Annotated in this window: 17 protein-coding genes; 4 read left to right on the forward strand and 13 right to left on the reverse strand. The window is 28.3% G+C overall.

The features are described 5' to 3' along the window. Positions 1-114 precede the first annotated feature (114 nt). From BTO07_RS04215 to BTO07_RS04225, 3 genes are read left to right on the forward strand one after another with little or no spacing between them, the layout of a single operon-like run. Positions 115-3,204 (forward strand): hypothetical protein, encoded by a 3,090-nt coding sequence (locus tag BTO07_RS04215; RefSeq protein WP_087520038.1) that lies wholly within the window; start codon positions 115-117, stop codon positions 3,202-3,204. Then, positions 3,204-4,421 (forward strand): hypothetical protein, encoded by a 1,218-nt coding sequence (locus tag BTO07_RS04220; protein ID WP_087520039.1) that lies wholly within the window; start codon positions 3,204-3,206, stop codon positions 4,419-4,421. Before BTO07_RS04215 ends, BTO07_RS04220 begins: the two co-directional genes overlap by 1 nt. Beyond that, entirely contained in the window at positions 4,415-5,932 is a 1,518-nt protein-coding gene (locus tag BTO07_RS04225; RefSeq protein WP_087520040.1) for a glycoside hydrolase family 2 TIM barrel-domain containing protein, read from the forward strand. Before BTO07_RS04220 ends, BTO07_RS04225 begins: the two co-directional genes overlap by 7 nt. A 16-nt stretch (positions 5,933-5,948) precedes the next feature. On the opposite strand, the gene BTO07_RS04230 is transcribed toward BTO07_RS04225, so the two are convergent. Both BTO07_RS04230 and BTO07_RS04235 read right to left on the reverse strand, forming a co-directional pair. Then, entirely contained in the window at positions 5,949-7,130 is a 1,182-nt protein-coding gene (locus tag BTO07_RS04230) for a glycosyltransferase (protein ID WP_087520041.1), read from the reverse strand. Positions 7,131-7,237: 107 nt separating this feature from the next. Beyond that, positions 7,238-8,509 (reverse strand): oligosaccharide flippase family protein, encoded by a 1,272-nt coding sequence (locus tag BTO07_RS04235; RefSeq protein WP_087520042.1) that lies wholly within the window; start codon positions 8,507-8,509, stop codon positions 7,238-7,240. Between the two features lie 222 nt (positions 8,510-8,731). Here BTO07_RS04235 and BTO07_RS04240 point away from each other — a divergent pair, with 222 nt between their 5' ends. Next, positions 8,732-10,813 (forward strand): tetratricopeptide repeat protein, encoded by a 2,082-nt coding sequence (locus BTO07_RS04240; RefSeq protein WP_198342511.1) that lies wholly within the window; start codon positions 8,732-8,734, stop codon positions 10,811-10,813. A gap of 53 nt (positions 10,814-10,866) precedes the next feature. Here the strand turns inward: BTO07_RS04240 and BTO07_RS04245 are convergent, their stop codons facing one another. From BTO07_RS04245 to BTO07_RS04295, 11 genes are all read right to left on the reverse strand, one after another. Beyond that, on the reverse strand, positions 10,867-12,564 hold the full coding sequence (locus BTO07_RS04245) for a T9SS type A sorting domain-containing protein (RefSeq protein ID WP_087520043.1): 1,698 nt from the start codon (positions 12,562-12,564) through the stop codon (positions 10,867-10,869). Positions 12,565-12,659: 95 nt separating this feature from the next. After that, positions 12,660-13,370 (reverse strand): LytR/AlgR family response regulator transcription factor, encoded by a 711-nt coding sequence (locus BTO07_RS04250; RefSeq protein ID WP_087520044.1) that lies wholly within the window; start codon positions 13,368-13,370, stop codon positions 12,660-12,662. Between the two features lie 8 nt (positions 13,371-13,378). Beyond that, positions 13,379-13,696, reverse strand: a complete 318-nt coding sequence (locus BTO07_RS04255; protein WP_087520045.1) for an Hpt domain-containing protein — start codon at positions 13,694-13,696, stop codon at positions 13,379-13,381. A gap of 2 nt (positions 13,697-13,698) precedes the next feature. Continuing rightward, positions 13,699-14,742 carry a sensor histidine kinase gene (locus BTO07_RS04260; RefSeq protein WP_087520046.1) on the reverse strand — a complete coding sequence of 348 codons (1,044 nt, stop codon included), beginning with the start codon at positions 14,740-14,742 and terminating at the stop codon, positions 13,699-13,701. Beyond that, positions 14,742-15,887: an FIST signal transduction protein gene (locus BTO07_RS04265; RefSeq protein WP_087520047.1), complete on the reverse strand. Its 1,146-nt coding sequence runs from the start codon at positions 15,885-15,887 to the stop codon at positions 14,742-14,744. The genes BTO07_RS04260 and BTO07_RS04265 overlap by 1 nt, the downstream gene beginning before the upstream one ends. Continuing rightward, the gene (locus BTO07_RS04270; protein WP_087520048.1) at positions 15,888-17,870 is read right to left on the reverse strand and encodes a PAS domain-containing sensor histidine kinase; all 1,983 of its coding nucleotides are present in this window, start codon (positions 17,868-17,870) and stop codon (positions 15,888-15,890) included. Beyond that, positions 17,870-18,409: a heme NO-binding domain-containing protein gene (locus BTO07_RS04275; protein ID WP_087520049.1), complete on the reverse strand. Its 540-nt coding sequence runs from the start codon at positions 18,407-18,409 to the stop codon at positions 17,870-17,872. Before BTO07_RS04275 ends, BTO07_RS04270 begins: the two co-directional genes overlap by 1 nt. Beyond that, positions 18,410-18,823, reverse strand: coding sequence for a response regulator (locus BTO07_RS04280; RefSeq protein WP_087520050.1), 414 nt, complete (start codon positions 18,821-18,823; stop codon positions 18,410-18,412). Positions 18,824-19,029: 206 nt separating this feature from the next. Then, complete coding sequence (locus BTO07_RS04285; RefSeq protein WP_087520051.1) at positions 19,030-19,698, reverse strand: bifunctional 4-hydroxy-2-oxoglutarate aldolase/2-dehydro-3-deoxy-phosphogluconate aldolase; 669 nt, start codon at positions 19,696-19,698, stop codon at positions 19,030-19,032. A gap of 86 nt (positions 19,699-19,784) precedes the next feature. Beyond that, a complete protein-coding gene (locus BTO07_RS04290) occupies positions 19,785-21,002 on the reverse strand; it encodes a 6-phosphofructokinase (RefSeq protein WP_087520052.1) in 1,218 nt (405 codons plus the stop codon). A 74-nt stretch (positions 21,003-21,076) separates the two neighbouring features. After that, the gene (locus tag BTO07_RS04295) at positions 21,077-22,123 is read right to left on the reverse strand and encodes a sugar kinase (protein ID WP_087520053.1); all 1,047 of its coding nucleotides are present in this window, start codon (positions 22,121-22,123) and stop codon (positions 21,077-21,079) included. Positions 22,124-22,264: the final 141 nt, after the last annotated feature.

The raw sequence follows: 22,264 nt of genomic DNA on the forward strand, positions 1-22,264 counted from the left end.
ATAGCTCTAAAGGTAGTTAACCTTAGATGAAAGGTAGTTTGCTTTAGATAAATAAAAAAAAACTATCCTTAAAAATATTTTATATTTACATTAATATAAGCGAGCAATCTGTTAATGAAAGAAAAATCGAATAAATACTTAATTACTGCAATATTACTAGCTATAACATTTCATGGCTCTACTATTTTCTTTACATTAGAATCAACTTATGATGCATTAATTCATTTATTTTTTGCAGATCATTATGCGAATAGCTGGTTTGAACCTTGGAATTATAAATGGTATACAGGTTTTACTGTACAGAGTTATCCTCCTTTAGTGCATCAAACAATTGGAGCTTTATCTTTAATAGGTGGTTTAAAATTTGGGATGTTTACAGTTGCCTTAATCGCAATTATACTTTTTGTTACAGGGGCTTATAGGTATTCTTTATTAATAACATCTAATAGAACTGTTGCTGGTTATGCTGCTATTTTAGCTGTTTTTTCTTCGTCTTTTGTAGAAACCTTGCATATTTTTGGTCAGTTGCCCAGTATTATTGGCGTCTCCATTCTAATGCATTCACTCCCCGAAATTTATTTATGGCTTAAAACAGGTAAGTTCAAATTCTTTTTTACATCTCTTTCTTTAATTGCTGTTACGGTTACTTCTCATCATGTAACTCCTATTTTTGGAATGTTATTTTTTATTTTCCCACTAATTGGTACTGTAATTATGGATGTTGCTAGAGAAGAAGTAGACTCTTACAAAGAAGTCACATTTCCTCTATTTCTAAGAACATTTATGAAACAATTAAAACGAAACTTAGCTTTTGGGTTTTCTTCATTGTTTCTTATTATATTTTGCATTTTTCCTTATTGGATGAATTCTAAATTAAACCCAATTACTCAAGTTCCAATTCCTCATGGATCTAGAGATAGCTTTATAGATGTAACTTCTTCCGGATTAGTCTTTTTCACAATTCCTTGGGGGATTTTACTATTTATAATGCCCTATATTTTTTACAGATATTTTAGTAAAAGGTATTTGTTCTTTGGATTGTCTTTTACAATGTTAGTTATTTTAGGGACTGGTGGAACAACACCAATACCAAAAATAATTTTAGGTGAACATGCTTTTAATATTTTAACATTAGATAGATTTACACTTTGGGGTTCTATTATGTCGATTCCCATATTTGGTGAATTTATTTACCGATTTGTAGAAGGAGATTTAAAAGATTTAATACAAGAAAGATTTGGCGCAGTTTATCACAGGTTATTAGGCGGAATGTTAGCAGCATTCTATGTTGCTATGGTAATATTTACGATGAGTTTAGGATATTTTAGACCTTCTCAACCTCAAAAAATAAAAATGCTTCCTATTGTGAATTTCTTGAGTCAAGATTCTCATGATCATTGGAGATATTTAACCTTAGGTTTTGGTGATCAAATGGCATGGTTAGCGGCACAATCTAACGCGATGAGTGTAGATGGAAACTACCATTCTGCAAGGCGTTTACCTGAGTTAACAACAAGACCAATAGAACGCCTAGAGAACTCTAAATTTAAAGGAGTTGCAGGTATCGGTTCTTTACAGCAATTTCTAACAACACCCGAAAAGTATAATTTAAAGTATATTTTTTCTAACGATAAATTTTATGATCCCGTTTTATTTTTCTGCGGATGGCAGCGTTTATCACAATTAGAAAATGGTATTATGGTTTGGGAAAAATTAAACGTACCTCCTGTTTCCTCTATTTTACCAAAAGAAGATGTACCTGCTTGGGTAAAAATTATATGGGGAACAATTCCGTTTTTAACGGTACTAATTGCATTTATTTTAAATATACAATCCTTATTTGTTAATGGTTTAAAAACAAGAATAAAACCTAAACCTGCATATTTTAAATTTCAAAACGATTACAGTAAGTTTTCTAGAACTGTTTTAAAGGCATTTCATATATGGGCAGTAGTTTTAATTATTGTGATTGGCTATGCTTGCTATATGTTTTATATAAAAAATGATACTCAAAGATCACCAGAAAACGTAGTAAAAGCATATTATGATGCAGTCGATTTTAAAGAATTAAATAAAAGTTACAGTTATATAGATCCTAAAAGTGATGTTTCTCGTGCTCAATATCTATTAGAAATATCCGTTACCGATGGTTTACTGAGTTCTTATGCAAAGTTAGATGCGATTACTACAGAAATTATAAAAGAAACTGATAGTTTAACAACTTTAAAAGTAGAAACTAAATGGATTACTCCACTTGAAAAATTATCGAAAACAGAATTTAAAACTACTGTTCAGAGAAATGGAAAATGGTATTTAAAGCCAACAAGAAAATCTATAGATTTACCTCCAGACCAACTGTATTCTAAAAACACTACAGGTTATTTTAATCAAGGAAGAAGACGAATTACAACAGAACAAACTCATCACGAAGATGTTTTAAAACAACCTGTTTTAGAAATTGTTTCTGCAAAATTGATAAAATTTAATAAGAGATATTCTATTATTGGTGAAGTGCAAAATATAGATAATGTTCCTTCTGATGTTGTTTTAAAAGGAACTCTTTACAATGATGATAATAAAGAGTTAGCTACTTATAATGCAAAGCACATTTTAAAGCATAAATTAATGCCGAAAGAAATTAGTGCTTTTAGAATTAACTTTGAAGGTATTGCCTGGTCTAAAACAAAAGACTCTATTCCTAAAACCTTCAACCCAGATGAATTTACACCCATAGAATTAAGTGAACAACCTACAAAGTTTAATTTACAAGCTGCAGGAAACACTTCTAATTCAGATTTATATAAAGACATTGTTTTAAGTGAAATTAATATAACTCCTAATACTATTAGTGGAACCTTATTTAATAGTGGAATTCAAGAAATTACGGTACCACAAATGATTATTACTTTTTACAATGATGACAAAGAAATGATTTGGGTAGATAACTTGTTTTTAAAAGAAGGAATACGACAAGAAAGAAAGTTACGTTTTAAGTATCCAATTCCTTTAAATCCAGCGATAAGAACTGTTAGTGATGATATGAGTTACTGTTTTGTGAATGGTTTACCAAATGAAGATATTGCATTTAAAATAGTACCAAATAGGATTAAAAATCACACGAATGCCAAATTACAAAAAGTAGATCATCCACTTTTTAGTTATGTTAGAATAGAGTTAAATTTTTATATAGGTAACCCCAAATAATGAAGTTAAAACAATGTTTTTTTCTACTATTTTTTCAATTGATAATTGTTTCTTTTCTCGCTCAAGAAACAACTATAAAGCAATCTTATATTTCTTTATTATCAACAAAAACAGCATTTATTGTTGGAGATGAAATCATACTAGAATTTGAAGTAAAAAAAGATACTGTTTATCAGTTATACTGTTCTAATAGTTATGGATCTTCATTGGTAGAATCTAAAGCTTCAAATAAGAAAATAGCTTTTAAAATTCCTGATTTTTTATCAAAAAAAAGAGGCATATTATCTTGGAATTTCATCTATATAGATGAATCTGTTTCTGGTAATATTTCTATTCTTTCTCAACAACAACCAACAAGTATAGAAACTTATTTAGGTCCACCAAGTATAGATGCTGGTGGTTTAGATTACACAATGTTAGTTGTAATACCAACAGATAGCTTAGACAATCCTATTAGAGATGATAGTAAAGTTGCAGTTAAACATCAATTTTTAAAACTAGAAAAATCAGAAGATATTTTAACTGATAAGTTAATTGGATATAAAAATATTTATTCTCCTAAAAAAAGCGGAAGAATGATTATTTCATCAGAATCATTTGGTTTAAGTTCTAAAGAATTTGATGTGAATATTATGCCTGCAATTGCTATAGGTTTTAAAGTTTTTATGCATAGAAATCATGAATATGCAGATGGAAATCAAATTACAACATTTTTTACATCAACCATAAAAGACAGAAATAATAATATTATTAGTGATGGTAGTTACATTGAATTTTACATTACAAATAAAGAAGGAGGAATTTTAAAAACTTCTGGAACGACTTTAAATGGTGTTGCACATTCAAAAATTGTGCATCCAGATTTTGAAGAAACATGGAAAGTAAAGGCTTACTTTATTGGTATTTCAGAAAGCAATACCATAACAATTAAATACAAAAAAGTAATAGAAGATTATAATGTTTCCTTTAATGAGCATAATCGCAGCATAAAAGTTGGACCTTTAAAAAGTTTTATGGGACAAATTATTCCTGATGGATTATCTGTAAAACTAACTATTTACAAAAATAATGTACCCGTTAATGAACTCTTTAAAGAATCGAATAATGGATTTGCTAGCTTTTATTTAGATGCAAATATTTATGAAAACGGTTTGTATAAAATTGATATTGAATCTGCAGGAATTAAAAAAGAATTTAAAAGTTTTAAATTATGGTAAAAACTAATAAACGAATTCTTAGAGGTGTTTTAATGCTCACCTACCTTATTATAATTGGTATTCTTTTATTCTTAATTAGCTCTTTATATAGTTTTTTAAATACGGGTGCAGATAGAAGTAAGATGTTACATACAGAAGTTAAAAAGGTTGAACAATATTCGCCAAAAGTAACTTGGAAAAATGATGGTAATGAAGGTAGAACAATTAGTCAACAAAAAGTAAATGCTATCAGAAATGATTATTTAGATGCATGGTACGTAAAACATATTGCTTACAAAACCAATACAAGAGTCGGTATAGAAGATTACTTTACAGAAAGTGCTAGGGAAAACATTTACAATATTTTAGATTATAATAAACTTAATAAAATATCTGTAGAATCTACCACTTTAGAACATAACCTAGATATTGAGTTTTTTAGCGAAGATGGACAATTAATTGTTTTAACAGATACTGATGCTTTAGAATATAAGAAGGTTTTTAAAGACAATAAATTGATTTTAGAATCTACTGAAGTTTCAACTTATAAATATGTTTTGTTATTAGAAGATGGTTTTTGGCGCATTAGACATATGGTGAAAGAAGCATCAAAAAAATATAAAAACACACCTGTAAAAACAGCAATAGCTTTTACAAACATAAAAGGTATTAATTATTATCCTCAAGCAACTCCTTGGAATATGTATGGAGATGAATTTGACATCAATATTATAAAAAACGATTTTAGAATTATAAAAAAAGCGGGTTTAAATTCTATTAGAATCTTTGTGCCTTATGAAGATTTTGGAAAAGCAGAAGTAAAATACGAAAAACTAGAAAAATTAAAAAAGGTATTAGACACAGCCTTAAAATTAGATTTAAAAGTAGTAATTACTTTGTTTGATTTTTATGGAAATTATGATGTTTTAGATTGGACTTTAAACCAAAGACATGCGGAAAAAGTTGTAGAAATGTTTAAAGATCATGAAGCTATTTTAGCTTGGGATGTTAAAAATGAACCGAACTTAGATTTTGATTCTAGAGGTGAAGAAAATGTAACTGCTTGGTTAGATTTTATGATTATTTTAATAAAGTCTATTGATCAAAAACACCCTGTAACAATTGGTTGGTCTAACACAAAAAGCGCTACTATTTTACAAGATAAAGTAGATGTAGTTTCTTTTCATTATTATGATAAACTCGCAGATTTTGAAACAGAATATCATAAATTAAAAGACAAGATTAAAAATAACAAACCTATTATTTTACAAGAATTTGGTTTATCATCTTATGGTGGTATGTGGAGACCTTTTGTTGGTTCAGAAGAAAAACAAGCCAACTATTATAAAGAAATACAAAAATCCATGACTAAGGATACGATTCCTTTTATGTCATGGACTTTATATGATTTTGATAATGTACCAAAAGAAGTATTAGGTAGACTTCCTTGGCGTACAAATCCTCAGAAAAAATTCGGATTTATTACTAGTGATGGTAAGAAGAAATTATCTTATCAATATATTTCTAAGTAATAAATTAAATATCTAATTATTTCTTTTTATTAATAATTTTAGTAAACTCGTCTAAGTAAATACCTGTAATTCTTTCCATAGGAAAAGCTGTTGCAGCTTTATAATTAGCTTCACCTAATTGAATTCTATAGGCATCATTAGTAACAATTGCTTTAATTGCATTTGCCAAACTAGCTACACTTTCTGGTTCAAAAAACTCACCTCTATACCCTTCATCTTCAATTAAAGTTGCTAAATCTCCTAAGTTTGGCATTACTACTGCTCTACCATAACTTCCGGCTTGGTGTAATACTCCAGAACTTCCTGTTGTAGAAGTATAAGGGAAAACAACTACAGCACTTTCTGTAAATAAAGGCTCTACTTCTACTTCTTCTACATATCCTGTAAAAGTAAGTTGTGGTACATTTTTATATGTTTCTTTAGCATTCGCTAAATAACCTGGTACATTTGGGTTGTCAGTTCCTGCAATTACAATCTCTAAATCTAAGCCCGTTTCTTTTCTTACAATTTCTACAGCTTCAATCATAGATTCCACTTTTTTGTAAGTTCCAAATTTACCAAAAGTCATAACTTTTAAAGGTCCTTCTGGTAATTCTTGTGATGGATTCGCTGGTATTTCGAAAGTACCATGAGGAATCATCTTAACATTATCAACTTTATATTTATCTTCTAAAGTTGTTACATATTTATCCATAGTTACTGTAACAAGATCTGCTCTTAAAATTAGCTTCGTTAAAGTTGTACCGATAAAGTTATATATTTTTTGTGCTAATTTATTTGATGTAAAACCTGCACTTTCTAAATCTACTTGTTCTAAAATATTATGCAATAAAACGATTGTTGGTATTTTTTTAGCTCTACAAACCATTGGTAAAGCCAAACCTAAAGCTGCTGCTAATTTTTTATCACCAAACTTCATAAATTGTAAATTAAACAATATTGCGTCTGGTTTTGTTTTGTTGATCGCTTTCGTAACATTTATAATGTTTGTATAGCTATTAAACTTCCAACATTCTTTCACTGTAATTTTACATCCATTCTCTGTAAAGTTAATATCTTTTCCTTCTGGAGTTTCATCAGTAAGTAAGATTAACTCTGTCACTTTTTCGTTTTGTCTAAAACTTTTTACTAAGTGATATGCGTATTCGTTTAAAGTTACTTTACTTGGTGGATATGCTGTTACGATGGCTAATTTCATAATATTTTTTTTAATTATAATTCAAATTTCAGATTTTTACTTTTATTTTTTATAATAATTTGCTCAAATGCAATTATATATAGATGACTGGAAAAAAAGTTTAGACATTACTTATCTATTGTTTCCTTAATTACTGTTGCTTTTTTAGAATCTTTAAAAAAGAAGAAACTAAGTTGTACTATTAAAAGTAAAACCATTGCAATAATTTGTACGTGTACTACTTGCTCTAATGTTTCATGAAAAAGAACAACTAAAACGATTTGTAACATTCCAAAAATTCCAGAAAGAACTACAGGTACATATTTATCTAATGATAAATAATAGTATGCAAAGATGTTTGAGATGGCAAAAATTCCTGTTGCAGAAGCATATTTCCATAATAATGACGAAATTGATAAATATTCGCTACCAAATAATACTTTTATAATTTGATCAGGAAAAAGAAAACAACTAACAACAATTGTAATTGCAATAACAGCAATATAACTAACGTACTTTAATAAAATTGGTAATGTATCCTTTCCATCCTTTTTAAGTTGAACAACAGTTGGTAATAACAACATTACAAACATCCAAGCAATAAAGTAAACCACTCTACCAATTAAGGCTAAAGAGGCGTATAAACCCGCTTCGTAAGATTCAAAATAATGTTTTACTAATAAAATATCACTGTTATTAATAATGATTTGAGTCAACTCATAAAAAGCAGTAATTATAAAGAAATTCTTTACTAATTTTTTATTATCCGCTTCTAAGCTAAAAGGTTTAAATATTGAAAAGTTGCTGCTTTTAAAGGGAATTAATCCAAATACAAAAGAGCAAAAAATACCAATTGCAATTATTAAAGAAGAATCTATATCTAATAAATACAATAATGTAAACGTTAACAATAAACGACTAATCATTTCTGATTGATACGTTATCGATAAAGATTTTAATTCCTGTTTTCCTTGAAAAACACCTCTATTTACACTCATTAAAAAATAAAATGGCACTCCAAATCCGAAAATAACAAACATTGTAGAAGAAGTCGTTCTAAAGAAATGCTGCAATTGAGTTGAAAAAACAATAATTGCAATTCCTAAAAAGATTCCTGTAAATAATGCATTCTTATATATTTTGGAAATAAATCCACTAAATATTGAATCTTCAAAAAGGACAGAAAATTTAGCAGTAACAAGCTGAAAAGTCATTGCAACAAAAGATAGTACCAATAAAAAAGTAATTAAGATTGCAGCATCTGCAAATTTTTCTGGACCTAAAACTCTTCCTAAAACTAAATTATAGATATAATTCCCTCCATTTACCAGTAAAACACTTAACATAAATAACTGCTCAGGTTTAATACTGTTTTTTACAAATTTTATAATTCCTTGCATATTTCTTTTTATTATTAAGCTCTTTATATGATTTGAAAATAGTCATATTTTTTTTCACAACATTAATCAATTATATAAAATATACTTTTTTTGTTAATATCTGCTACTACAAATATCATCTAGTTACTTTAATAATAATTGTAACTGTCGTTGAAAAACCATTTTATATCGTTTAATGATTAGTTACTATTGCTTAACTTGCATTCGCAAAACAACACTTATATGAGATTAATATATTCTACTCTTTTAGTCTTTCTTTTCTTTAGTTTACAAGCTTTTGGACAAGATATGAAAGAGGGCTTTACTTACTTAGAAACAGGTAAATACCAACAAGCAGAAGTTTTTTTTAATAACATTTTAAAAGAATATCCTACAAATAAAACAGCAAGACTTTGTTACGGAAGAGCAATTGGACTAAATGGAAATGCAACAGATGCTGTAACTCTTTTTACAAATCTTCTAAAAGATTATCCTACAGATTTTGAAGTAAAATTAAATTATGCAGAGTCATTACTTTGGAGTAAAAATTATCCTGATGCAAAAGTTTATTATCAAACATTACTAAAGGAGAACGATAAAAGCTTTGCGGCACTCTTAGGTTATGCAAATACGTTATCTAACTTAAAAGAGTTTGAAGATGCTTTAATTACCGTAGATAAAGCTTTAGCAGTATTACCTGGAAACCCAAATGCTTTGGTTTCTAAAAAATATATGAGATTAGGTTTGGCTAGTACGAAAGTAACAGATCAAAAATATGATGAAGCTGAAACTATTTTAAATGAAAATTTCACTTCTTTTAAAGACGATAAAGAAACATTGTTAAACCTTGCTAATTTGTATTTAATATCTAAACAAATAGATAAAGCGTTAAAAACATATGAAGTAATTGGAAAAATACCAGGAAGCAAACTAAGCTCTATAATAGGAACATCTTTAGTGTATCATTTAGATGAGGATGATAAAACTGCTTTAGTTTATGCTAAAAAAGCTTTAGATAGTGTAACTAATGAGACTCCTAAAGCTGTAAATAATCAAGCTATAGAAAGATATGTTCAAGCTTTAATTTGGAATAAAAAATACTCTTTAGCAGACGCAGAAATTAATAAATTATTCGATACTCGTAAAGAAACTGAAAACTGGATGCTTTCTTTAAGAGCAACGCTAAATGTTTATAAAAGTGATTTTAAAAAGAGTTTGAAAGATTATAACTTAATCTTAGAAAAAGACAGTGCTTCTTTTGATGGTAATCTTGGTAAAGCAAATGTTTTAAAAGCTTCTGGTTATATTAATGAAGCTTATAAAAGTGCAGAAAACACTTTAACTTTTTATGAAAAACAAAAAGATGCAACGAACTTTATAAAACAATTAGATTTAAGTTTTACTCCTTTTGTAGAAACAAAATACTATCATTCTTTTGATAATGGAAGTAATGAAGCGAATGCATACGATGTAAAAACAGAAATTCCGTTTTCTACTAAATTTAAAATTTTAGCCAATTATAATTATAGAACAACATCTAATAGTGTTAGTCCTACTAATAAGAAAGCGACAACAAATAATTTAACCTTAGGTGCTTCTTATCAATTATTAAATAATTTAACTGTAAAAGGAAGTTTAGGAGTTACATCTTCAAAATCTGAAGAAAGTAAATACAATCAGCTTCTAACAGATATTTCGGTGAACATAAAACCTTTTAAACTTCAAAATTTAGAGTTAGGTTACAAAAGAGATGTTCAAAATTTTAATGCTGCCTTATTAAATGAAGAAATTGTACAAAACAACATTATTCTAAATTACAGTTTAAATACGAACTTTAATTTAGGTTGGTTTACACAGTATTATTATACATGGCAAAGTGATGAAAATGCAAGAAACTTGTTATTTACTTCTTTGTATTATAATATTTTGGCAAAACCTTCTATAAAAGCTGGTATTAATTATCAAAACCTATCTTTTAAAAATCAAGTTCCATCAATTTACTTTAGTCCAAGTAAATTTAATGCGTTAGAAGTATTTGTCAATCTTATAAAAGATGAGTCTGCTGCTAAAAACAAAGAATGGTTTTACGGATTAACAGCTGCTACAGGTTTACAATATATAGAAGATGATGATGGTTTAAGTACTTATAGAGTTCAAGCTAATTTAGGATATAAATTTTCTGAGAGAGCACTTATAAACTTATACGGACTTCAAAGTAACATTGCTTCTGCTGTTGCCAATGCAGGTTCAAATGGCTTTACCTATACAGAATTTGGTTTAAGATTTAAATGGTATTTTTTAAGTAAACCTTTGTATAAAAAATAAAGGCAAAAGAATTAACTTTTGCCTAAAATCAACATTCCAAATGAATTGAGGGACTAATTGACGATAAAAGTTCCGGAATGTTGATTGTTCTTATCGTCAATCAATCTGTATTTATATACTCCATTTTTTAATTGAGGAGCATTGTATTCTACTTTTTTAGAAGAAGAAGATTTGGTATTAATTCTTTTAGCATCTACTACTCTACCAATTAAATCGTAAACCTGTATTTGAACATATTCTGAGGTTGTTGGTAATTGAATTGTAGTAGAACTTGTAAATGGATTTGGATAATTCATCAGTTTTGAATTTCCTATTGAATTTAATTTATCAACAGCTAATACGGTGTTTGTTCTAAACGATAGTTGTTTTAAGTTGATATTAAATGGTTTGTAATTTGTATAATCTCCAATTATAGAAAATACTACAGTTTTAATGTTGCTAATTTCAACTGAATTTCCTGCAGCATCTGTAAAATCATTAAAAGAGATATTATATTCTTTTTCATCTGAGTTTGCAAGAACTGTATATCTAATTCTATTTTCCCAAGCTCTATCTTCATCTTGCATAATTACAATTTCTATAGGTTCATTATTTATAATTTTAAAGTTTATAAAATTATATTCTTCAACATTTAACGCTTTCAATTCTGGTAAAAGATGTCTAAATAAATTAATATTTCCTTTTACTTCTCCAGAAGCAATTGCATTTCTATCAACTTCATATACATCATCTAAATATCTTCTTTCAGCAGTATCAATATCAAAACTATTTACAGTTGCGTAAGTATTTAAATAATCTAATCCCCAAGGTCCTTCCGCAATGTATAGAACGTCTTTCTGATTAGAATTATCTACTTGTATGGAAAAACCAATATCAAATAATACGCCTGTTTCTATTGATAAAGTGTCATAATAATCGCCCGATAAAGAATAAGAATCTGTAACCTTATTATGGTTTGAGATTTCTGTTTCCGCAATATTCCCATCAAAGTTAATTTCTCTTTCATTTGTTTTGTTGATAATATTTAACCTTAAAATTCCGTTAGAATAAACGCCTGATCTAACAAATACATTTGGTAAAATGTTTTCTACTTTTTTACTAATTAAACCTTTTTCTATTGTGTGTTTATCTATTGTGTAGTTTACTATTGCTAAAATTTGTGTGAAAGAAGTTCCCCAAATTTGATAATTCTGATAAAACCCAGTAGGATATTGATCAATAGTCCAAAAACTAAATAATTCCTTTTTTGTATCTCCACTTTTTATGGAGAACCTCAAACTATATGTTGTTTTACCTGAAGCTTTTTTTATTGTAGATTTTATTATTTGATGACCTTTTATTAAAACTGTGCTAATATCATCTAATCGATCACCATTTAATCGATCACAAATAACTTTAGAATGATTGTAAATTAAACCTTGTGTTTTGGTTGCTAAAACGGATGAAACAATTTCACTTTCTTGATAATAGTTAAAAGATAAAATTTCTTTTATGTTTTTTAATTCTAATAATTCTTTAGAGATCGAAACGTTTTCAACTTTAGAATTATACAGACCAGATTCTGGTAAATAGTTTATTAAAGAGCTATAATTAACAACTCTATTATCTTGGTTTTCGCTAAATTTTGTTTGATTTTCTTTTGCGCTATTTTTACTACCAAACTCTTTAATCTGATATGATTGAGCGTTTAAGTTTATAACTCCTATAAAAGTTAGAATGAACAATAACGTTTTTACAATATACTTCTGCATCCTGCAAAAATACTCCCAAAAAGACAATAGATTTATAACTTTCGTTTCCTACACTTTAACTATAGACGAAGTGTACCATTTGTTTAGACGAACTATTATAATAAGTCTAATCGTTTCATTAATTCGGGTCTTTTAGAACGACTAACAGGTATTACGTCTTTCTTTATTAAGACACTATTATCTTCAATATCGATAATCTTTTTAATATTGATAATATAAGAACGATGTATTTTTAGGAATAAAGAGTCTGGTAGTTTTTCTTCGATCTTTTTAAGTGTAGAATGCACTGTATAATCTTTATTTTCAGTCTTTATTTTAATATAATCTCCTTTAGCTTCTATTAAATAAACACTTGGTAAATCTATTTTTATTAACCTACGATCTATATTTACATAAAAATCATTTTCTATATCTATAGGTTTAGGCGTTTGCTCAGATTTAGTAGCAACAGATACTTCTTTTTTCTCAGCCTTATCAACTGCTTTTCTAAAACGTGTTAATTCTAATGGTTTTAATAAGTAATCTACAATAAAATCATACTCGAAAGCTTCTATTGCAAATTTAGGATCTGAGGTTATTAAGATGATATTTGGTGGGTTTTTTAAACTTCTAATAAAATCTAAACCACTAAAATCTGGCATGTGAATATCTAAGAAAATTAAATCTACTTTATTTTCGTTTAAATATTTAATGGCTTGTATAGCACTAGGAAATTCTTCTAAAATATTTAGAGAATCTATTTCATTACACAGGGTTCTAAGAATAACCCTAGCCATTTTTTCATCATCAATAATAATACAATCCATAAGAAGACTTATATAGTTTCTATATAGTCTGAAATGGCTTTTAAAATGTTCTCAAAATCTTGTTGTTTCTCTAAACTTAGTTCTCGAAGATTGTGTTCAAACTCATTAGCTATTTCATAACTTTTTTCAAGTCCTAAAATACTAATTTTATGCTTAAGTTTATGAACATTTTCTTCAATTTTTTTAAATTCCTTATTTTCTAAGCTATCATAGTACTCTTTTTTTTCTTCAGGGAACTCTGTTTTTATAACATTAATAAGCTCATTCTTAATAGATTCATCTCCTCTAGCTAACTGATTTATGTACTCTAAATTTGGTTGTTCCATTCTTATTTTTTTATGCTAAAATGAAAAGTAGAACCTACTTTTGGCTCAGATTCTAAATAAATATCTCCATTATAAACTTCAATTATTTTTTCTACAATAGACAAACCAATTCCTGTAGACTTATAATCATCTTCTAATTTTTGAAATGCAACAAATATTTTCTCAAAATATCTTTTTTCAATTCCATTACCATTGTCTTTTATATAAAATTTCCAAAAATCTATTTCTTCTTTGAAACCAATCTCGACAATAATTTCTTCTTTATCATTAAATTTAACTGCATTGTTTATTAAATGCATAAACAATTGTTCTAACCTAAATCTATCTCCTTTAATAACTGGTAATTTTTCAGGGATAAGAAAAGTAACATTCTCAGGTTCTTCTCTATTTATTAATATTTCGCTAACTAAAGAATCTAAACTAACATCATATAATTCTTTTTCAGATTTACCAATTGTAGAATATTGTAAGATCCCTTTTACAAGCGTGTCCATCTTTTCAACATTTTCTCTTATAAGCTCTAAACTTTCTTTACCAGTAGCATCTAATATAGCTGAATAATCTGCTAAAACCCATGCTGTTAATGCTTCAATACTTTGCAATGGCGATTTTAAATCATGAGAAACCATATGAGCATAATCATTTAATTCTTGATTTTGACGCTCTAAGTTTTTTAATAACTTATCTTTTTGTTGATTTATTTTAATTATTTCATTCGTTTGATTATCAATAAAATCTACTAACTTTAATGAATCAGAACTTTCAATCGGACGATCATTCTTTAAATCATAGAATTGTAATTTATCAATTACACTTTCTAATTTTCTGATGATTCTTTTCTGAGAAGCGGTTTCTTCTATTAATTGCTTATTGGCTTGAAACAGTTCTTCTGAGCTAATTTTAGTTGCTCTCTGAAGCATTCCAAATTGATCATCAGCCACTGTATACGACTTATCTATTGCCTCAAAAAAATTATCTAACTCTCCATTAGACTGCAATTCTTGAGAAACATACTTTCTTATTTGTCTTTTTAATAAAGAATTCATTATTCGCTAATTAGTGTAATTGTCATTGTTTGGTTATGTAAATGGCATTTGCTTTCTCCAGCAAGAGGTGCAATCTCTCCATAAGAATACAAACCTGTAATTGTTGTAGCATCTCCAACAACTTCCATAACTTCTTCTACTTCTTCTTCTACTCTTTGATCTAAAACTAATTTTCTACCAATACAACTTACTAAGATAGCTAATTCGGCTTTCTTTTTTCTAAATTCTGATGCACTAATAGCTGCTTTTTCTGCTGCGTTTACGATGTTATCTACATGTGTCATCATCAACTGAACTCTTGATTCCTCAAAAATATCTCCAGCCAAAATCATAGAGTTTTCTTCTTCATCTATATTTAAAATGGTTCTAACAATATAATCATTACCATCATCAGATTTTACATTCATTGGATATAATAAAGCGGCACCTGGTAATTCTTTTGCTTTCTCTCCTAAATATTTTTTATATAAATCTAATGCAGGTAAATTATCTAATTCATATAAGATGTTTCCTTCAGATTTTGTTACAACTCTTTCAGGACCAAATGGTGTCCAACCTCCATTAATAGAAAATGTAACTTCTAAAGATTCTCCATACAAACCAATAGCAACCATTTCTCCTTGTTTTGGATTCTCATTATAAGAAGAAATTGTTTTTTCGAATCTTGCATCATCACCACACAAAGCACCTGTTATTAACAAATTGTTATCTGTTGCAGCATTCATTCCTTTTGCTAATTGGCTTCCGTTTACAAAACTTCCTTCAGAAAGTACAAAAACGTGTTTTAAACCTTCTTCTGGTAATTGGCTAATTAATTCTTTACCAATTGCGAAACTATCTATTTTAGCGTCTAAACCTTCACTTAAAACATTTGATGTCTTAATTACAAAACTACTTTTCTCAAATTCTATCGCTGTAATAGTTATCGATTCATCATCAATAGATTCTGAAGAGATATCACCACAAGCAGAACCAAATACAATATGTCCGTCTTTAAAAATATCTTTTACTTCTTCGTAAATTCCTTCATCTTCCAATAAATATCTATTACCAAAAACTAATACTAAAGGTGCTTTTAAGCTTATATTTTCTGATAAATATTTCCAATCAGAATTTTTATGTTTTTTAAGTTGTACGGTTTTCATTTATCTTTTTTTTAAGGTGAAGAAAAAAGTGGTTCCTACATTTGGCTCACTTTCTAACCAAATATCCCCTTCGTTTAAATCAATTAATTTTTTTACTATAGATAGTCCTATTCCTGTTGAATCTTCTCTTTTATTTAATGAAGTGAAAATTTTAAAAATTTTATCATGATATTTTTTTTCAATACCAATTCCATTATCCTTAATAGAAAATTGATGAAAAGTATTGTTGTCCTTATAATCTATTTCTATTATTCCTATTTCTTTATCAGAAAACTTAATAGCATTACTTATAAAATTTTGAAATAATTGCTGAAATTTAGTGGCATCTCCTTTAACTATAGGCAATTTATTTAATATATTAATAGATATATTTTCTGGAACAAATAATATCTTTTTTAAATCGCTTAAAGTCCTATTTAAATCTACATCTTCATCTTCTTGTGATTTTGAACCTGCACTAGAATATTCTAATACATTAGAGATAAGTTTCTCCATAGTTTCTAAAGTAGTATCTAAAAGTTCAAAATTTTGAAGTGTCATTTCATCAAATTTACCTTCATTGTCTGCTTTAATCCAAGATGTTAAAGCATCAATACTTCTCAAAGGAGATTTTAAATCATGAGATACTATATGCGCATACTCATGTAATTGATTATTACTACTTTCTAATTCTTTTAAAATGCTTTCTTTTTGTAGTTCTAATTTTTTAAACTCTGTAATATCTAAATGAATACCAATAGAACCTACAACTACTCCAGATAAATTATAGTTTGGGGCACTACTTACAAGCCAATGCTTAAAATTACCTTTACTACATTTTGTTTTTAATTCGTATGAATTAGATTCTCCTTTAAGTCGTTTTAAATTTTCTTTTACTATAATATCTGAATCGTTTTCTACAGGAAAAATATCACTTTCAACCTTACCTAATAATTGTTCTTCGGTATAACCAGACATTTCTGTAAAACTTTGATTTACCATCAAAATTTCATTGTTTGTATTCAATTCTACCAATCCTAAATTCATATTGGCAATAATATTACTGTACTTTTCTTTTTGAGCTTCTAAACTTAAACTATAATTTTTTTCTAGCGTAATATCTCTAAATGTCCATAAATAGCCTTTCATTTTTCCAGCAACTATTATTGGTGTATAATTTCTTTCTAGAATTGTCCCGTCAATCATTTCTAATTGATCTCCAAATACTGCAACTTTTTTTTCAAGGATTTCATCCATTCTTTCTATAAAAGAAGAAGGATCTTTAAACATCAATTTATTTTGTTCTGAAGCTAATCTGCAATCCATCCCAAATAATTCATGAGGCTGCGCATCTACTTTAAATAACTCACAAAATTTTGTATTTGATGAAACTATTTTTCGATGTTCATCTTCTAAAATAATACCACTATTTAGGTTTAAAACAAGAGCAGATAACCTGTTTTTAGATTCTATTAGTAAATTTGCGGCTTCTTTTTCTTTGGTAATATCTCTTACAATACCTTGTGCAGCAACGGCTTTTCCTTCTTTGTTATAAATTAGAGTTGCATTTATTTGCACCCATTTAACTTCTTTAAATTTTGTAACGATTCTTGCAGTAAAATCATTAAAAAAGCCATTTTGGTATAATTCTTTAAAAGCGTTATAAGTATACTCTACATCCTCTTTATAGATAATATCTGTTGTATTAAAATTTTCTTTATCTATATCATAACCAAAAACATATATAGCAACGTCATTCATTTTTAAAACATTACCAAACATATCTATTACTAAATACGCATCATTTATGTTTTCAAAAATACCTTTTATCGTAGATGATTTTTCTTCTACAAGATCATTCAACTTTATATTTGAACTTTTTAGTTCTACAGATATATCATATAATTCTCTAGATTTATCTTCAAGAATTTTTTCTGCAGATTTCCTTGCAGCTTTTTCTCGTTTTAGAGCACGTTTTAATATTTCTATTTGATCTTGACTCATTAGTTTTTATTAACAATAAACCTTACTTCGGTACCGTCTTCTTTAATTTTTTCTAACACAATAGTTGCAGAACTATTAAAATGTTCAAAAGTTTTATTCATTAAACCTAGTCCAAAATGATGCATTGATCTACTAGATTTATAAACCATTATTATAGAGTTTTCTGTTTTCTCTTCTACAATAAAAGTAGGTAATTCAGCTTTAGGGTATATTTTTTGAACTTCTACATGTATATGATCTTCAATAGAGGCTAACATTTCTATAGGATCATTATAAGTAGCCAAAAGACCTGGGTAGCTTCTTTCTATAATAGAGAAAAAGTGTTCTCCATATACTAATAATAAGTCATCTGTAGAAATACCTGTATTACCACTTAAATTTGTAACCAATTGTAGCATTTCAGAAAAACTATATGTACCAATGGCTGTATAAACTCCTTCAGACTCAAGATTAGATTGAGAAATAATTTCATCAACCATTTCTAAACCAAATTTATCTTCTACTAAATCTAAAAACTCTGTAAAAACAATACCTTTCATTTATATTTTTTTTAATTCATTTATACTCCAATACCCCAAAACAGCTTCGATTTTTTTAACATAATCATCATACTTTAATGGTTTTAAAATATAACCAGAAATACCTATTCTATAACATTCTAATAAATCTTTTTGATTATCTGATGTTGTTAAAATAATAATAGGAATGTGTTTAAATTCATCGCTCTCTTTTATGATTGTTAGAAATTCTATACCACTCATTCTTGGCATGTTTAAATCTAATAAAATAATATCAGGAAATTTGCTTTTATCTTCTAAAATTTTTAATGCTTCTTCACCATTCTTAGCTTCATGCATTGTGTGACCTAATTTTAATAAAGAGATTGTTCTCTTCATTTTCATTATTTCAATTAGATTGTCTTCAATTAACAATACTTTCAAATTTTTAGCCATCTTTAATGTTTTACCTTATTATAATACAATATTAGTCTATTTAATCAAAAACATACATAGAGTATTGGTCAGCTAAATAAAAGTGTCGACGAAATGCAAAAAAGTGAAGATTAAATATTTTTATATAAAACAAAGAAAACTCCAACTTTTCAGTTGGAGCTCTCATAAATAAATAAATAAATAAATAATAGTAATAAATAATATTTTTATTTTCTAACTGCTTTTACAATAGCTAAAGCTGCTCTTACATCTTTCTCTAATTTTGCATAATCTTGATTCGCAATAATTTCTTTTGAAATTAATTTAGATCCCATTCCAACACAAGTTACACCTGCATCAAACCAACCTTTTAAGTTTTCTTCAGTTGGAGAAACTCCACCTGTAGGCATTAAACTAGTCCAAGGTTGTGGACCTTTAACTCCTTTTACAAATTGTGGTCCATAAATGTCACCAGGGAATAATTTTACGATTTCACATCCTAATTCCTCAGCTCTAGTTATTTCTGTTAAAGTACCACATCCAGGAGACCATAATACTTTTTTACGGTTACATGCAATTGCAATGTCTTCTCTTAAAACAGGAGTTACAATAAAGTTTGCTCCTAAAGCCATATATAATGAAGCTGCACCTGCATCTGTTACAGAACCAACACCCATTATCATTCCTGGTAATTCAGCAATAGCATATTTTGTTAATTCACCAAAAACTTCGTGAGCGAAATCTCCACGTGCAGTAAACTCCATTAAACGAGCCCCACCATCATAACATGCTTTTAATACTTTTTTACTTAATTCTATATCGTTATGAAAAAATAAAGGAATCATTCCTGTTTCTTTCATTACTTGTGCTACTTCTAATCTTGAAAATTGTGCCATTTTAAAAATGTTTTTTGTTTAATATTGTATTTGTTTAACTGCTATATAAAAATAAACAGGAAAACGAATTTATTTTATTTAATCGTTTAATTCCAATTTAATATTTTTTTGAAATCGTACGCTTCTGGATTTGGTAAATATTTTTTAGCCTCTTCATAATCCTTTTCTTTAATATAAAAAAGGTTGTTTATAAACAGTTGTGCCATATCAGAATTAATGTCGACTAATCTAGGTGGAATTTTACCTTCATTATCTTCAAAATCCTTTAAATACAATGGCATTATATCACCCTTTGAATTTGCACTAACAATACAACCAGAAACTCCTTGGTCATATAATTTTTTAACGCCTATACCCAATAATGTGCATAGCGTTAAATCAAATGCAATTGGTTTACAACACCTTAATTCATATCCAAGTTCTACAGGTCTAGATTTAATATCTAACCCAAGTTCTTTTAATTTAGTTTGTAGTAAATAATTGAATATATGAGACTTACTAACGTTTCCTAATTCAGGATGTCCATGATCATCATACGTGAAATTTATTCCAGAGTTGATAATTTCTTCTTCTTCCATAAAATGAAAAACACCTTCACTAACTAAAGCAACACCATATTCAATACCTTGAATTTTACATTTAACAATCGAAGAAATAATCATATTAATTATCTTTTCGAATGTAATGTTGGTTTTGTCAAACATTTCTGGAATAATCATCATTTGATAATGACAAGCAGATGCAATTCCGAATGCTAAATGTCCAGCAGAACGCCCCATTGCAGCAACTATAAACCAGTTTTCACTAGTTCTAGCATCTTCATAAATTGTATTACCAATACGAACTCCTTCATCTTTGGCTGTGTGAAAACCAAAAGTTGGATTTCTATCAGGTAAAGGTAAATCGTTATCAATCGTTTTTGGAACATGAACATGTTTCACATCCAAGTCCTGACTATTCACATATTTAGTTAATCTATTAGCAGTTGAAGCTGTATCATCTCCTCCAATAGTAACTAATAATTTTACATTATGTTTCTTAAAAAAATCTGCTCTGAAATCGCTGTCTTTTGGTTTAAATCTACTCATTATTAAAGTAGAACCTCCAAGACTAAAAATACGATCTGCACGATGAAAATCAAAAAACACTAATGATGGATCATCAGAAAGTAATCCTTTATAACCATGGTGAACACCAATAACATCATAACCATCCTTTAAGAAAGTTTTGGCCAATGTACTTATAACAGTATTTATACCTGGTGCAGGACCACCACCACACATTATTGCAATCGATTTTTTCATATAAAATTGTTGATTTTAAGATTTAATTTAAAATCTACAAGGCTAAAAAAAACCTTGTAGATTTTATAAATATATTATCTAGCAACTCTACCTGAAGCATCACCACCCATTAGTTTTTCAACCTCAGCAACAGTAACTAAGTTTGCATCACCTTTAATAGTGTGTTTTAAACAAGATGCAGCAACTGCAAAGTCTAATGCATTTTGATCATCTTCTGGGTATTTTAATAATCCGTAGATTAAACCTCCCATAAATGAATCTCCTCCACCTACTCTATCTACGATATCAGTAATTTGGTATTGACGAGTTTGTAACATTTCTTTTCCATCATATAAAACTCCTGCCCATGTGTTATGAGAAGCAGAAATAGAACCTCTTAAAGTAGTAATTACTTTTTTAGCTCTTGGAAATTTTTCTGTCATTTGTTGACATACAGATAAGAAAGCTTCCGCTTTTACATCATGTCCAGCTGTTTGTACTGCTGCACCTGCAGGCTTAATTCCAAAGTGCATTTCTGCATCTTCTTCATTTCCTAAAACGATATCACAGTAAGAAGTTAATTCTGTCATAATAGCTTCTCTATGAGCATTATCACAGAAATTCCATAATTTAGCACGATAGTTTAAATCTGTAGAAATAGTAATTCCTTTTGCACTAGCAGCTTTTACAGCTTCTAAACAAACATCTGCAGAACCTTGAGAAATTGCAGGAGTAATACCAGTCCAGTGAAACCATTCACATCCTTCAAAAACTGCATCCCAATCGATCATTCCTGATTCAATTTCAGCAATTGCAGAATGCGCTCTATCATAAACAACTTTAGATCCTCTAGATACTGCACCAGTTTCTAAAAAGTAAATACCTAAACGGTCTCCACCATAAACAATCTTATCTACACCAACACCTCTTTTACGCATTTCCATCATTGCACACTCACCAATATCATTTTTAGGTAAACGAGTTACAAAATCTACATCTACTCCGTAATTTGCTAATGATACTGCTACGTTAGATTCTCCACCACCATAAATAGCGTCAAAGTTATTTGCTTGTGAAAATCTTAAAAATCCTTGAGGAGCTAATCTTAACATGATCTCTCCGAATGTTACTACTTTTGCCATTTTAATTCTTATTTAATATTTTTAGTTAATTGGTTAAACGTTTAAGCAGTTTGATAAAATAAAATCAAAAGGACATCTTTACAGTATCTTTTTGATTATTATGAAATATCGCATTATATTTGCTATAACGTTTAAGCAAAG

It is taken from the genome of Polaribacter sp. SA4-12 (assembly GCF_002163675.1).
GTDB lineage: Bacteria > Bacteroidota > Bacteroidia > Flavobacteriales > Flavobacteriaceae > Polaribacter.